The organism is Streptomyces sp. SD15 (genome assembly GCF_054462255.1).
The window spans coordinates 56,394-70,159 of the sequence record NZ_JBTLMO010000025.1 but is presented as its reverse complement, the minus strand read 5'-3'; the positions used below and the strand labels follow the sequence as shown (position 1 = coordinate 70,159).

General features: G+C 71.0%; 15 protein-coding genes. 1 reads left to right on the top strand and 14 read right to left on the bottom strand.

What is annotated here, in order from left to right:
* Positions 1–132 precede the first annotated feature (132 nt).
* The gene (locus ACX28W_RS24405) at positions 133–360 is read left to right on the top strand and encodes a DUF6243 family protein (RefSeq protein ID WP_459001453.1); all 228 of its coding nucleotides are present in this window, start codon (positions 133–135) and stop codon (positions 358–360) included.
* Between the two features lie 21 nt (positions 361–381).
* On the opposite strand, the gene ACX28W_RS24400 is transcribed toward ACX28W_RS24405, so the two are convergent.
* The 14 genes from ACX28W_RS24400 to ACX28W_RS24335 form a co-directional block, all read right to left on the bottom strand.
* Entirely contained in the window at positions 382–1,386 is a 1,005-nt protein-coding gene (locus tag ACX28W_RS24400) for a small ribosomal subunit Rsm22 family protein (protein ID WP_459001451.1), read from the bottom strand.
* A gap of 190 nt (positions 1,387–1,576) precedes the next feature.
* Positions 1,577–2,386: an SDR family NAD(P)-dependent oxidoreductase gene (locus ACX28W_RS24395; RefSeq protein WP_459001450.1), complete on the bottom strand. Its 810-nt coding sequence runs from the start codon at positions 2,384–2,386 to the stop codon at positions 1,577–1,579.
* An 83-nt stretch (positions 2,387–2,469) separates the two neighbouring features.
* Positions 2,470–4,371 (bottom strand): oxidoreductase, encoded by a 1,902-nt coding sequence (locus tag ACX28W_RS24390; protein WP_459001449.1) that lies wholly within the window; start codon positions 4,369–4,371, stop codon positions 2,470–2,472.
* 170 nt (positions 4,372–4,541) lie between these two features.
* The gene (locus tag ACX28W_RS24385; protein ID WP_459001447.1) at positions 4,542–5,279 is read right to left on the bottom strand and encodes a maleate cis-trans isomerase family protein; all 738 of its coding nucleotides are present in this window, start codon (positions 5,277–5,279) and stop codon (positions 4,542–4,544) included.
* Positions 5,276–6,100 carry a GntR family transcriptional regulator gene (locus tag ACX28W_RS24380; RefSeq protein ID WP_459001446.1) on the bottom strand — a complete coding sequence of 275 codons (825 nt, stop codon included), beginning with the start codon at positions 6,098–6,100 and terminating at the stop codon, positions 5,276–5,278. The genes ACX28W_RS24385 and ACX28W_RS24380 overlap by 4 nt, the downstream gene beginning before the upstream one ends.
* Positions 6,100–6,369 (bottom strand): dihydrodiol dehydrogenase, encoded by a 270-nt coding sequence (locus ACX28W_RS24375; protein ID WP_362080358.1) that lies wholly within the window; start codon positions 6,367–6,369, stop codon positions 6,100–6,102. Before ACX28W_RS24375 ends, ACX28W_RS24380 begins: the two co-directional genes overlap by 1 nt.
* Positions 6,366–7,238 carry a nitrilase-related carbon-nitrogen hydrolase gene (locus ACX28W_RS24370; RefSeq protein WP_459001445.1) on the bottom strand — a complete coding sequence of 291 codons (873 nt, stop codon included), beginning with the start codon at positions 7,236–7,238 and terminating at the stop codon, positions 6,366–6,368. The genes ACX28W_RS24375 and ACX28W_RS24370 overlap by 4 nt, the downstream gene beginning before the upstream one ends.
* Positions 7,231–8,355 (bottom strand): DODA-type extradiol aromatic ring-opening family dioxygenase, encoded by a 1,125-nt coding sequence (locus ACX28W_RS24365; RefSeq protein ID WP_459001444.1) that lies wholly within the window; start codon positions 8,353–8,355, stop codon positions 7,231–7,233. Before ACX28W_RS24365 ends, ACX28W_RS24370 begins: the two co-directional genes overlap by 8 nt.
* Entirely contained in the window at positions 8,356–9,375 is a 1,020-nt protein-coding gene (locus ACX28W_RS24360; protein ID WP_459001442.1) for a M29 family metallopeptidase, read from the bottom strand.
* Between the two features lie 25 nt (positions 9,376–9,400).
* Entirely contained in the window at positions 9,401–10,156 is a 756-nt protein-coding gene (locus ACX28W_RS24355) for an SDR family oxidoreductase (RefSeq protein WP_459001441.1), read from the bottom strand.
* An 11-nt stretch (positions 10,157–10,167) separates the two neighbouring features.
* On the bottom strand, positions 10,168–10,362 hold the full coding sequence (locus ACX28W_RS24350) for a ferredoxin (protein WP_459001440.1): 195 nt from the start codon (positions 10,360–10,362) through the stop codon (positions 10,168–10,170).
* A gap of 94 nt (positions 10,363–10,456) precedes the next feature.
* Positions 10,457–11,740 carry an NADH-ubiquinone oxidoreductase-F iron-sulfur binding region domain-containing protein gene (locus tag ACX28W_RS24345; protein WP_459001439.1) on the bottom strand — a complete coding sequence of 428 codons (1,284 nt, stop codon included), beginning with the start codon at positions 11,738–11,740 and terminating at the stop codon, positions 10,457–10,459.
* Positions 11,737–12,384, bottom strand: coding sequence for an isochorismatase family protein (locus ACX28W_RS24340; RefSeq protein ID WP_459001438.1), 648 nt, complete (start codon positions 12,382–12,384; stop codon positions 11,737–11,739). The genes ACX28W_RS24345 and ACX28W_RS24340 overlap by 4 nt, the downstream gene beginning before the upstream one ends.
* Entirely contained in the window at positions 12,377–13,753 is a 1,377-nt protein-coding gene (locus ACX28W_RS24335) for an aromatic ring-hydroxylating oxygenase subunit alpha (protein WP_459001437.1), read from the bottom strand. Before ACX28W_RS24335 ends, ACX28W_RS24340 begins: the two co-directional genes overlap by 8 nt.
* Between the last annotated feature and the right edge of the window lie 13 nt (positions 13,754–13,766).

Below are 13,766 nucleotides of genomic sequence, written 5' to 3'. Positions count from 1 at the left end.
TATCAGGTTGACAAGACGGACCGTCTCGCCGCAGGGTGGTAGCAACGCGGCGAGACGATGCGTGCCGTCTCGTCGAGTGTTCCGGAGGAACCGGCCGGAGAACTGGCCGGAAGAGCGGGAAGGAGACATGCCATGGCCCGAGGCGGAGCCGGAAACATGCTGGGAGTGGGCGGTACGCGCAGCAACCTCGGCCGGAATGCCCTGCGGGGCGGTGGCCGAGGCAAGCGGATCGGCGGCGCGAGCGACCCGCAGACCCAGAAGCGGGAGCTGCTGCGCAAGCTCCAGGAACAACGTACGAACGACGCGAACGACAAGACCGGCACGACCGGCACGACCGGCACGACCGACACGACGCCGTGAGGGGTCGGACGGGGTGCACGCCTAGAGGTCTTGGCTGTCCTCAGCCGGGGGCGGCCAGGCGTCACCCCAGTCCGCGTCACGGGCCGCCCTGTACAGCGGCCCGTGGCGCTTCGTGACCGTTTCCCTGCGCAGGGACGGCTCGGTCTCGCACAGGTCCAGCAGTACCTGACCCTTGCGGATCTGCGGTCGGCGTACGACGCGGGAGGGGGCCGGGGCGGGCGGGAAGCGGGTGGCGGCCACGTAGCTGAACTTCTCGTCCTCGTACGCCAGGGAGCCGCCCTTGACCTGACGGTGCAGGGAGGAGCGGCTGACCCGGGCGGAGAAGTGGCACCAGTCCTCGCCGGGGACGATGGGGCAGGCCGCGCTGTGCGGGCAGGGGGCGGCGATGTGGAATCCGGCGCGGATCAGGCGGTCGCGGGCCTCGATGACACGCGCGTAGCCGTCGGGCGTGCCGGGCTCGATGATCACCACGGCCTGGGCGGCGGCCGCAGCGGCGTCCACGACCGAGGCGCGGTCGGCGTCGGTGAGCTCGCCCAGGACGTAGGAGACGGTTACGAGATCAGTGCTCTCGATGGTGAGCGCCGCTCCGATACGAGAGCGGTGCCACTCGGCGGACTTCAGCTCCGGGTTGGCGGCGGCGATCTCACGGCCCAGCGCGAGTGCCGGCTCGGCCCAGTCGAGCACGGTCACCGGGCGGGCTTCCTCCCAGGTCGCCTGCACCGCCCAGGTCGCCGCGCCCGTGCCGCCGCCGACGTCCACATGGCTCGCCGGTGTCCACCCGGGCGCCGCGTCCGCGAACGCCGCCAGCGCCGACCGGACCGCCTCGAACGTCGCCGGCATCCGGTACGCGGCGTACGCGACCACGTCCGAGCGGTCGCGGAGGATGGGGGTGTGCGTCGGGGTGGTGCCCCGGTAGTTCGCGATCAGCCGGTCGACTGCCTGAGCGGCGGCCTTCGGCGGCAGTCCGTCGAGCAGCCCGGCGAGGGCGGCGCGCAGGGTCTCGGCGGGGGAAACGGGGGCGTTCACCCCGCGATTCTACGGTCGGCGAACTGAGGGTTTTCGCCCCCGCCGCCCCTACCCGTCCCTCCCTGGGGGCTCCGCCCCCAGACCCCCGTTCGGCCTGAACGGCCTCGTCCTCAAACGCCGGACGGGCTGAGAGTGCCCAGGGCGCCGCCGCGTCGACGTCAATCGCCATGCTCCGCAACGGTGCCGCCCCTCACCCTCCCGCGGTGTCAGGGACCCGGCCGCCCGGGCGCGCCAGCCCCCGGATCGACAGTCCGCTGTCGGCAGTGACCATGGTCCCGGTCATCGCGGCCGACTGCGACGGGGATGCCAGCAGGGTGAAGATCCCGCTGTACGCGTCGACGTCCGGCACCTCCTGCAGCGGCAGCACCTCCCGGGTGCCGTCAAGCACCGAGTCGGCGGCCGTCTGGCCTAGGGAGGTCGTGCCGCGCAGCCGGGTCGGCGCCACACCCGGTGCCACGCCGTTGACCCGGACGTCCGGTGCGAGTTCGTACGCGAGCTGCCTGACGAGCCCCTGCACCGCGTGCTTGGACGCCGTGTAGAGCACGCCGCCACCCGCGGCGTTCGAGCTGGCGAACGAGCCGGTCAGGATGATGCTTCCGCGGGACTTCACGAGATCGTCGATCACGGCCCGTGCGCCGAGCATCGGTGCGAGGACGTTCACGCCGAACAGTTCGGAGAAGGCGTCGGTGAGCCGCTCTCCGGGGATCTCCTCCAGAGGCTGGGCCCCGTCCGTGATACCGGCGTTCCCGACGAACACGTCGATGCGTCCCCACGTCTCCCTGGCGGCAGCGGCCGCCCGGACGTTGCCTTCCCAGGACCGTACGTCCGTGACCACCGGGACGACGGCGTCGCCGAGTTCCTTGGCCAGTTGCTCGACGGTGTCGGAGACGTCCACGGCCACCACGCGGGCGCCTTCCGCGACATAGCGGGTGACGACCGCCCGTCCGATGCCCGATCCGGCGCCGGTGAACACCACGACCTGCCCGTCCAGTGCACCCATGAGAGACCTCCTTGTTCTGCGTTTGCTTATGGAACCCCGTCCCGTGCGCCGCCCCTCTCCGGGGGCGGCACACGGGGACCAGATCACGCGCGACGGGCCTCGAAGAACGCCCCGTGGAGGGCGTCGAAGACGCGTCCGTTGCGCGCGGCGCTGCCGAGCGTGACGACCTCCAGGTCCGGGGCGGCCTCGCGCAGCGCGGTCGCGAGCCCGGAGCCGCTGTCGTTGCCGATGGCGGCCAGGACCGTGGCGGCGGGTATCAGCCGTCCGTCCGCGGTGCGGACTCCGTCCTCGCCGCACTCCGTCACCTCGGCGCCGGTGAGGATCGTCACGCCCATGTCGGCGAGGATCTGCGGCAGCACCATCGCGTCGGTGAAGACCTCACGATTGCCGAGGATCCCCGGTCCGGCCTCCGCCAGGGTGACCTCGTGTCCGGCGCCGGCCAGCCACAGCGCCGTGTCGGCTCCGGTCATCCCGCCGCCGACGACCACGACGGGCGATACGACGTCCGTCGGATCCGTGACATCCCGGGCCAGGCGCACGCCCGGCAGCTCCCGCGGGACCGCGCCCGTGGCCACGTGGACCAGGTCGAAGCCCCCGTCCGCAAGCGTCTTGGCGTCGGCGTGCTCGGCGACGATCTCGACGGGGCGGGAACGCACCTGGTGAACGAGGTGGTCGCGGAGTCCCGCGAGATCCTGCTTGGACGACGAGCGCGTCGCGGGCACCAGAGCGCCGCCGAGCTCCCCGGGCTCGTAGAGCGTCACGTCGTGGCCCCGGTCGGCGAGCACAGCGGCGGCGCGCAGCCCGGCGGGGCCTGCGCCGACCACCGCGACGCGGCGGCGGACGGCCGCCGGTTCGACGGGGTAGCGGTACTCCTCCCCCATCGACGGGTTGACCGTGCAGCCCGTGCTGCGGCCCGCGTTGAGCCCTCGGTCGAGGCAGCCGTCGTTGCACCGGATGCACGGGACGATGTCCAGCAGCCGTCCCTCCTGGGCCTTGCGGGTCCAGTCCGGGTCGGCCAGCATCGCCCGGCCGAGGGAGACGAAGTCGGCGCCGCCCTCCAGTGCCTCGGCCGCGACCTGAGGGGTGACCAGCGAACCGGAGCCGATGACCGGGATCGTCACCTCGGGCTTGATCTTCTCCCAGCCCCAGCGGTGCAGGGCGCGCGGCATGTACCAGGGGCTGACCTCGTACTCCATCAGTGCGTGATGGCCCCCGGAGGCGTGGATGACGTCGACCCCCGCGGCCTGCAGCAGCTGCGCCAGCTGGACGGTCTCCTCGATCGGGATGCCGTCGTCCTCGTAGTCGGTGACCGAGAGGCGGACGCTGAGCGGGAAGTCGCGCGGCACGCGTTCCCGGATGGCGGTGGCGATCTCCAGGGTCAGCCGGGCGCGGTTCTCGAAGGAGCCGCCGTAGCGGTCGGTGCGCTTGTTGGTGTGCGGGGACAGGAAGTTGGTCAGCAGGTAGCCGTGGCCGGCGTGCACCTCGACCAGGTCGAACCGGGCCAGCCAGGCGCGCTCGGCGGCGTCCGCGAAGGACGCGACGACTCCCTGGATCTCCTCCTCGGTCAGGACCTGGGGCCGCTCGCCGTACTGGGACTCGACGTAGTCCCAGGAGACCTCGGACGCGGTCTTGATCGGCTGGGTGCCGAGGAACTTCTGCCGGCCGCAGTGTTCGAGCTGGATACCGATCTTCGCCCCGGCCGCGTGGACCTCGTCGACGAGCCAGCCGAGGCCGGGGATGTGCTCACGGCGGGAGATCCCCAGCTGTGCATGGATGGACTTGCTGGCGTCGTCGTCGACGTAGCTGTACTCGACGATGATCAGGCCGGGACCGCCCTCGGCCAGCCTCTTGTAGTGGTTGACCAGCCGCTGGGTGACCGTGCCGTCCTGGTTGGCCAGGGCGGTGGTCTGGGGCGACTTGATGACGCGGTTCTTCAGTTCGAGCGAGCCGATGCGGCCGGGGCGGAACAGGGTGTGCAGTGCCATGGCATCCATCTCCTGGTTCGGTTCCTCAGCGGTTCCGGACGGCTCCGACCGGGTCGGGGCGGGAGGAGTCCGGGCTCGTGCGTGTGGTGCGAAGGCGGCGCCTGCCCGCGCCGGATCCCCCTGACTGCTTGTGCATGCACAAGTGCATGCACAAGCAGCGCCAAAGAAGGTCAGCCGCGATCAGCCAGCAGCCACCCCGCGCGCGGCACGACCGGGTCCAGTCCGAGCTCCCGCAGCGTCTTCCAGACCGTGGCCACGGCGGCGGTCACCACCGGGATGTCGAAGGCGTTCTGGATCTGCTCGACCACCGGCAGCGAGGGCATCTGCACGCACGCGCTGAGCACCAGGGCGTCCACGCCCGAGGTGTCGACCTTGGCGGCGATGTCGACGAGCTGCGCCGGGTCGAGCCGTCCGACCTCCAGGTTGTCCGGGACCTCCAGGCTGATCGAGTCGTGGACCTCCACGCCCTCGGCCTCGATGTAGTCGCAGACGGTCTGGGTGAGCGGCTTCATGTACGGCGCGATCACCGAGATCTTCTTCGCGCCGAGGTGCTCAAGGCCCTCCACCAGCGCGCCCGCGGACGAGACGACGGGGGTGCCCTCCGCGATCTCGGCCAGGCGCCGCTGGCTCTCGCGGTGGTAGCCGGTGGCCCGCGCCATGATCGCGACGAGGCAGGCGTAGGCCATGACGTCGACCTCGGCGTCCGCAAGTTCGCGGGCGCAGCGCAGCGACTGGTCGTCCATGTCCCGCAACTGCTCCGGGGTCACCTGCTGCATCCGCATCCGGGACGAGTGGAAGGTGAACCGCTCGGGGCGCATCTCCTCGCGGGCCCGGAGCATCGCGGGGATCTCCGTCTCCATCGTGGTGTTCGAGCTCGGCACGATGAGGCCGACCCGGGTCGCGGTCATGAGCTGTCTCCTTCGGTGCGCGGCAGGCGCAGGTTGGACGTGTGCAGTTCGAGGTCGGCGCGTGCACCGAGACGGCGCCAGCGCAGCGATGCGGGGCGGTCCACCCGGTTGTCGGGTGTGGTGCCCAGCTCGATGCCGAGGCCTCTGGTCGCGACGAGCAGCGCGTCGAACCGGTGGTCCGGGTCGCTGTCCAGCACCAGGCCGAGTGCGGCGTCGATGAGGTGGAACTCCAGGATCTGGCGGGCGAGTTCGGTGTCGCGGTCGCGGACGGCCTCCAGGAACCGGCGGTCGACGCTGGTGAAGTGCTCGGGGGCGTGCGGATGCGACAGATAGAGGCGCTGGTGGCGGTAGATCTTCAGGGTCAGCGACTCGGTGAGCTCGGCCAGCGCCTTCGGGTAGCGGCGCAGCGCGTTCCGGTGGAAGCTGTGGTGCGCCTCCTGGAAGTCGCGGATGCGGTGGCGGGCCGCCTCCATCGCCTCCAGGTCCCGCGTCATCCGTTCGAGGTCGTCCTCGGTGAGCTGGTCGATGATGCCGGAGATCGTCGGCGGCTCCACCAGCAGCCGCAGCACGTAGTGCTGTTCCACGTCGGCCGGGCTGGTCGGCGCGACCTCCATGCCGCGGTTGGCCTCGGCGACCACCAGGCCGTCGGCCTCCAGGCGGTGCAGTGCTTCACGCAGCGGGGTGCGGGAGGTCTCCAGCTCGGCGGCGAGCGCGCCCTGCGACATGCGGAAGCCGGGCATGTACTGCCCTTCTATGATCCGCTCCCGCAGGGTCCGGTAGATCTCCTCGACCGTCGTCCCCGGTCTGGTTCCCGTTGCCATCAGACGTCGTCCTCCCCCGGCGCCGGCTCCTCGGCTCCGAACGAGATGGCGAACAGCTCGCTGAAGCGGCCCGGTTCCTGGGCGGCGATGATTTCCAGCTGCATGGCGTCGAGCAGGATGCGGTAGCCCCGCTTGGGCACGAAGAGCTCCAGCCGCTCGCCCTGTCGCGTCCACACTTTGCGTACCTGCACTCCGGTGAACTCGTTGCCGATGCCGAAGCTCTCGCCGGCCCGGACGACGCCCTCACCCAGCGGCGGTTCGGTGGTCATGTTCCCTCCCTCGCATCTGCATCAATGATCTCAGGAGGGACCCCATAAGCGCTGGTCTTCACACCGTTCAGCACCGGCAGGGCCTGGCGGCGCGCTGCCACCTGGGTCAGGTCCAGGTCGACGACCTGCCAGGCCGCCGCCTGCTCACCGAGGTCGGCGAGCACCTCACCCCAGGGGCCCACCGCGAGGGCGTGCCCGTACGTGGGGAAGGCGTCGTCGGCGTCGTCGCCCTGCCCCCGGATCGTCGCCGAGGCCACCACGTAGGCGGCGTTCTCGATGGCGCGTGCGCGCAGCAGCACCTCCCAGTGGGCCTCGCCGGTCCGCTGCGTGAACGCCGCCGGCACCAGCAGGACTTCCGCGCCGGCCAGGGCGAGCGCCCGGTAGAGCTCCGGGAAGCGCACGTCGTAGCAGATCGTCAGGCCCACGGTGGTGCCGCCGACGCGTAGCAGCGCCGGGCGGTCGCCCGCGGTCTCGACGCCGGAGGCCTCGAAGGACCGGCCGTCGACGCGGGCGTCGAACAGGTGGATCTTGTCGTAGCCGCCGACGATCTCACCGTCGGCGTCGATCACCAGGGCCGTGTTGCGGATGCCGTCCGGGCCGCGCCGCTTGAAGCCGCCCAGCACGACCACCGTTCCCGACTCCTTGGCGGCCTGCCGCAGGCTGGTGATCTCCAGTGAGTCCACCGCGAGGGCTGCCTCACGCATCTCGGTGTTGGTACCGAGCATCAGCCCGTTCTCGGGCAGCAGCACCAGATCGGCCCCTGCGGCGGCGCACTCGCACACCATTCGTACGGCGGTGGCCGTGTTGGTGGCCAGGTCCCGGGTGGCGTGCCACTGGGTGAGGCCGACGCGCAGTGTCCGCTCAGTCACCGCTGCCCGCCTTCACGGGCTCCCGATCCGGCAGGAGCATGTCGACGACCGTCCAGCCGCCGCCGGACACCTCCATGGGCTCGTACGCGAGCACCTCGCCGCGTACGCCGGGGCCGGTGAGACCCAGCATGATCAGCCAGTTGGGGAATTCGTACTGCCCGTGGTCGAGCAGGGCGTACGGCTCGAGGTTCGCCAGGTCGGTGCCTCGTCCGGCCTGCAGCATCTCCAGGATGTAGGTGTCGAACTCGACGTCCACACCGCCGAACTTGCCCGGGTCGAGCCAGTGCGACAGACCGCCGGTGGCCAGCATCGCCACCTTCAGGTCGCGCCCGTCGACCACGCAGCGCAGCACCTCGCCGAAGGCGCGGGCGCCGAACGGGGAGAAGGAGCGCGCGGGCTGCGTGATGATCGGGATCACCGGCAGGTCCGGGCGGGGCAGCAGCTGCCGCAGCGGGACGATCAGGCCGTGGTCGAGGTCGATCTGCTCGGACTCCTCGACCTCCATGCCCTCGGCGCGGATCGCGTTGGCCATGGCGCGGGCGTAATGGGGCGCGCCGGTCAGGGTGAGGTCGAGGTCGGGGCGCTTGAAGAACTCCATCGACCCGGTGTGCTCCTTGCCGGTGCCGATGACGAAGGCGCCGGTCTTGAAGCTCTGGAAGTGACAGTCCGCCGTCACGATGAGCACGTCGGGCTCGGCGGCGGCGATCCGCTCGGCCAGCTGCCGGTAGCCCTCGGTCAGCCGGGCCACCGCGTCGGCGGGGTCCACCTCGGGCCGGGCCAGCAGGTCCGGTACGTGCGAGCAGCCCCCGGCGAACACCAGGTTCTCCGGCACGTCCGGGTCGGGCAGCGGCGTCGACGTCTCGACGTGGAAGCGGCCGGAGCTCGTCGAGTCGCCCAGGTCGTCGGCGAACCAACGGCTGACCAGGATGGTGATGCCGTCCACGACCCCGGCCGAGCGCAGCCGGTCGCGGTCGCCTCCGGCGATCACGGCGGCCCATTCGGCGTCCAGACCGAGCTCGGCGGCGCCCACGCCGGCCGGGTCGGCACGGAACCGGCCCAGCAGCCCCGTGTCCTTGCCGAGCGCGAGGATCGCGCGCTCGAGTGTGCGGGTGTCCATCTACGCTCCCTCGCCGGTCAGCTTGCCGTCCCGGACGACCGCCGTGCCGTCGATCTCGACGGTGCAGCCGCGCATCGGGATGTCGAGGTGTGCGGGGGTCTCGCGGTTCGCGAAGCGGTTGGGTCCGGTGGACCACATGAAGTTGCCCGCCGTGGAGCGCAGTTCCTGCCCGTACAGGGAGCGCGGCTCGTACACCTCGAAGGCCGACCAGCGGGCGATCGGGTGCACGCCCCAGCCCATGTGGGAGACCGCGAAGACCTCCGGGTCCTCCCAGGCGTCGAAGTAGTCCTGCAGGACGAACGCGTCGTTGCCCTTGCCCTCGACGCCGGTGATGAAGCCCTTCTCGACGGTGAGGGTGACGGTGTCGCGCACGGCGCGCTGCCACGGGATCAGCACGTCGCCCGGCTGGAGCACGATGGTGCCCTCGGCGGTGCGGTCGCGCGGGAAGCAGGCGACGAAACCGCTCGGCCAGTGGTCCCAGCGGCCGGGCTCGTCGACGTAGCCCCACTGGTGGGTGATCGGAAGGTCCTCGCCGGAGATGTCGGCGGTCAGGTCGGTGCCCGCGGCGCTGGTGACGCGCAGCGTGCTGCCCGCCTTCAGCAGCCGGCCGCCGGCCTCGACCGTCTTGCGGAGGTCGTCGTCGCCCATCAGACGCTCCAGCACGTCGGCGGGCTCGGCGACGAACAGCATCCGCTTGCCGTTGCCGGTGATCCGGGTGCGCACGTCGGAGTGGATGAGCCCGCCGACGGTCACGTCGATCACCAGGTCGCACTCCGCGGCGGCGGCCAGCAGCGCGGCGACCTCGCGGCCGTCGGCCTCGTACGGCGGCAGCATCGGGTTGGACAGGCTGGAGGCGGTCAGCACCAGGGCGCCGGCGCCGATGTCCCGGGCGGCGGCCACGGCGGCCTCGGAGTACTCGGTCTTCTGGCCGAGCTCGGAGATGATGGCGACCGTCTCGTTCGGGGCGAGCTTGCACAGCCGGTACTGGTCGACGAACAGTTCACGCAGGGTCTTCGGCATGTCTAACTACCAATCCTTAGGTCGGTCAGAGGGTGGAGCGGATGGCGCCGCCGTCGACGGCGAGCGTCTCGCCCGTGACGAACGCGGCGGCCGGGGAGACGAGGTAGGCGGCGGCCCGGGCGATCTCCTCCGGCTCGGCCCAGCGGCCCAGCGGAATGGCGGAGACGACCTTCGCGATCTCCTCTTCACGGGTCGTGCCGTTGGCCGCCGACTTGGCCGCCACGATGTTCTCCATCCGGTCGGTGCCGGTGGCCCCGGGCATCAGCTGGTTGACGCGCACGCCCCGCGCCGCGAGTTCCAGCGACATCTGCTTGGCCAGGGCCGAAAGCAGCGAGCGCATGGACGCCGAAAGGCCGCCACCGACAGCGGGCTGCTTGACCCAGGTCGAGGTGATGAAGAGGATCGAGCCGCCGCCGTTTGCCGCCATCGCCCGGGCCGCGCCGGTGGCCAGCTGCACCGCGGGTCGTACGAGCTGGTTGTAGGCGGTGTCCCAGTCGGCGGGCTCGGTCTCGAGCACCGGCATGATCTTGGGTCCTGGTGTGTTGACGACCAGGATGTCCAGCGCGCCGTGCGCGGCGATCACCTCGGGGATCAGCCTTTCGACGGCCCCGGGGTCCATCAGGTCCGTGGGATACGAGGTCTGGCCCTGCGCTTCGACCGGCGTACGGGCGCTGACGGCGACGACTGCGTCCTCGGCGACGAGCTGACGTGCGATCGCCTGCCCGATGCCCTTGCTTGCGGCGGTGACCAGGGCCACCTTGCCCTTGAGTCCGAGATCCATGACTCTTCCGTTCAGTTGTGCAGGGTGATGGCGCGCTCGGGGCAGCCCTCGGCGGCCTTGCAGGCGGCATCCTTGTCGGTGTCGGTCACCGTCCCCTCGCCGATGACACCGGCGTAGCCCCACTCGTCGAGCTGGAAGACGGTGGGCGCCTCGTCCGCACAGGTGCCGTATCCGTTGCATTTGGTGGAGTCAACGGTTGCCTTCATGGGGCTCTCCTTCGGTGTCGCTGGTGCGGGTGTTGCTTGCTGTTGCGGGTGGTGCTGTTCCTGTGCTGGTGGTCCGGTGCTGCTGCTGGTGCTGCTACTGCGGGTCTGTGTCGCCGGCGCCGATGTGCTCGGGGAACTCCGCCAGCACCGTGCGTGCCCAGGTCGCGGAGCCGTCGAGGAAGGCGCAGGCGCCCCGGCCGGGCAGGGTCTGTCCCCAGCGGGCGAGGTTGTCCCGGTCCCGGGCCGTGGCGGTGCCCGCGCCGAGCGAGGCGAAGGCGTCCCGGATGGACGCGGTGCCCTTGACGCACACCCCGCACTGCTGCGCGGACTCGGCGGCGTACCAGGCCGAGACCTCGGCCGCGACGGCGAGCGGGTCCCGGTCGGAGTCCAGCGCGGTGATCGCCGCGCAGCCCAGTCCCGAGCCGGCCACGCCGACGTCCTCGTACGTGCAGACGGTCTCCGCGTGCGCCGGTCCGAGCAGGCCACCGAACCAGCCGCCCATCAGGAACCCGGCCGGAGGCGAGGTGAACCCGCCCGCCAGCTCGAAGAGTTCGGCGATGGCCAGCCCGTAGGGGACCTCGTAGACACCGGGCCGCGCGCAGGCGCCGCTGAGCGTCACCAAGGTGGTGCCGGGCGACTTTGCGGTGCCGTGGGCGCGGTAGGCCGCCGCACCGTTCCGGGCGATCCAGGCGGCGTGGGCCAGCGTCTCGACGTTCGACACGAGCGTCGGCAGGCCGTCCACTCCCTTCTCGCCGACCCGGGGCGGGCGGGCCGTCGGCAGCGCCGGGCCTCCGCTGATGGACCGGCAGACCGCCGTCTCGTCGCCCGCCACATAGGTCGGCGCCACGACGTGCACCTCCAGGCGCACCCCGGTCGCCGGGTCGAGGTTCGCCGCGTCGAACTCGGCGATCGCGGCGCGGACGGCGGTCTCGGTCTCGGGGTGGGAGAGGTAGACGACGGCCCGGTCGGCTCCGAAGGTGCGGGCGGCGAGCAGCAGCCCGTCCAGCACGAGGTGTGGCCGGTGTGTCAGCAGCCAGCGGTCCTTGTACGAACTCGGCTCGCCCTCCTCGCCGTTGGCCACGACCACTCGGGGCCCGTCGGCTTCCGCGACCCCGCGCCACTTGATGTGCGCGGGGAACCCGGCGCCGCCGCGGCCGCGCAGTCCGGCGGCCTCCAGTTCGGCGATCACGTCGGGGCACGTCGGCGGTCCGTACGTACCGCGTTCCTGCTCGGCGGCGAGGTCGAGCGGGCGGTCGGCGGCCAGGCGGGGCTCGATGCCGGGCGCGTGCGCCGCGGTCAGACGGTCCACGGCCAGACCGGATACCGCACCGAGCACATGCCCGGCGGCCTCTGCGAGGCTCGCGGTCGGCGGCGTCATCCGGCCATCACCTCGCCGAGCACCTCATTCAGCACGTCGTCCAGGCCCACCACATCGGCGTACTTGGCGTCGATGTCGAAGAGGTTGGCCTCATGCGGCCCTTCGGCCCGGTCGCCCACGCACTCGCGCGGAACGCGCACCGAGAAGTTCTCCGCACACGCGTCGATCACGGTGGCCCGGATGCAGCCGGAGGTGGTGGCGCCGCAGACGATCAGGCTGTCCACCCCCGCGGCTGCCAGCCTCTGGGCGAGATCGGTGCCGTGGAAAGCCGAGGCCGCCTTCTTGGCGATCACGGGCTCGGTGTCCCGGGGCACCAGCCGCTCGTCCACCTCCACCCACGGCGAGCCCGCCGTAAGCGCCCGCAGCGCGGGCATCTTGCGCAACCAGACGAGTTCGTCCAGGTCACGGGGCTCGTACGAGATCGTGGTGAAGAAGACGGGCAGCCCGGCCGCGCGGGCCCGCTCCAGCAGCTCAGCCGTGCGTTCGACCACCGCGTCCAGGTCGGAGCCAGGGGGGCAAGCGGGGTCGGTGAAGCCATGGATGAGGTCCACGACCACCACACCGGGCTTCCGGCCCGCTGCCAGCCGCTCCCCCACTCCCCGCCCGCGGTACTGCTCCCGCACCGCCTCCATCCAGTCACTCATCGAAACTCGACTTCGGCCAGGTGCCGGGCTCGGCACGCATCATGTCCGCGTAGTGGCGGTACAGGTTGCGCTGCACGCCCTCCTCGTAGCGGGTCCAGTAGGCGATGCCCGGGCCGGCCCAGTCCTCCACCGGCTTGGCGATGCCGATGCCCGGCATCCCCATCTGGTAGTTGAGCTTGAAGTCCAGAAGGTCGGCGGCGACGGAGCGGCCGGTGCGGCTGACGGTGATCCACGGCTCGGTGTCATCCATCTCGAACGCGCCGCCCATGGAGAACGTGCCGAGCCCGGCCCGGTAGGCCCGGTCCTTCTGCTCGGGCGTCATGTTCTTGTAGACGCAGAACCAGTTCCAGATCTCGACCTGGCCGACTCCGTGCGGCTGCCACATGCGGATGGTCACGACGCCGGTCGGCTCGTGGTTCGCACCGTCCTCGGTCATCGGCAGAGCCAGCATCGAGAAGTTCGGGAAGACGTTGGCGACCATCACACGGGAACGCCGCGCGATGTCGAGCTGGTGGTCGCTGATGCGGCTGGTGTCGAAGGTCTCGGCGAGCTCCTCGGGGAACCCGAAGAACTTCGGGCCCGGCTCGTCCTCGGTCGGCGCCATCGAGAACGACAGCGAATGCCCGGGGGCCGCTTGGATGTGATAGCCCATCATGTTCTCGCGGAAGGGCACCGGGAAGGCGCCGATCTCCCACACCGACCGGTGCAGTGTGCCCAGGTGGTAGTCGTCCCCGGCGAAGTTCTCGCTGCCCGACTTCCAGTTGGCGTCGATGACGAAGCGCTGCGGCGGCCCGACGACCTCCATACCGTGCTCGTTGAGACCGAACAGCAGGTCCAAGTACCAGGCCATGCCGCCCAGATACTCCTCCAGCGGAGGAGCCGAAGGATCCAGCGTCGCGAAGATCAGGCCGTGGTACGACTGCACCCGCGCGGCCTTCGACAGCCCGTTGCCCTCCTTCGGCATCCCGCCGAACGCGTTGCGCCACAGCGGCGCACCCACGAGGTCGCCCTTCGCGTTGTACGTCCAGCCGTGGTACGGACACCGGAAGTGCGAGGTGTTGCCCGAGTCCGCCCGGCACACCTGCACCCCGCGGTGTCGGCACGCGTCGAACAGGACGTTGATTCCGCCCTCTTCATCGCGGATCACGATGAAGTTGTCCTCGCCGATCTTGCGCAGGACGTAGTCGCCGTTGGCCTCGATCTCCGACTCGTGGGCGAGGAAAACCCAGCACCGGCCGAAGACCGCGCGCAACTCACGGTCGTAGATCTCCTGGTTCCCGAACAGCCCTGCGGGGACCTCGCCCTCAGCCAGACCGGTGTCGAGTTCGTCGAGAAGCGCGTCGGCTCTCGTGCTTTTCGCCTGCGTCATCGCCGCGTTCCTC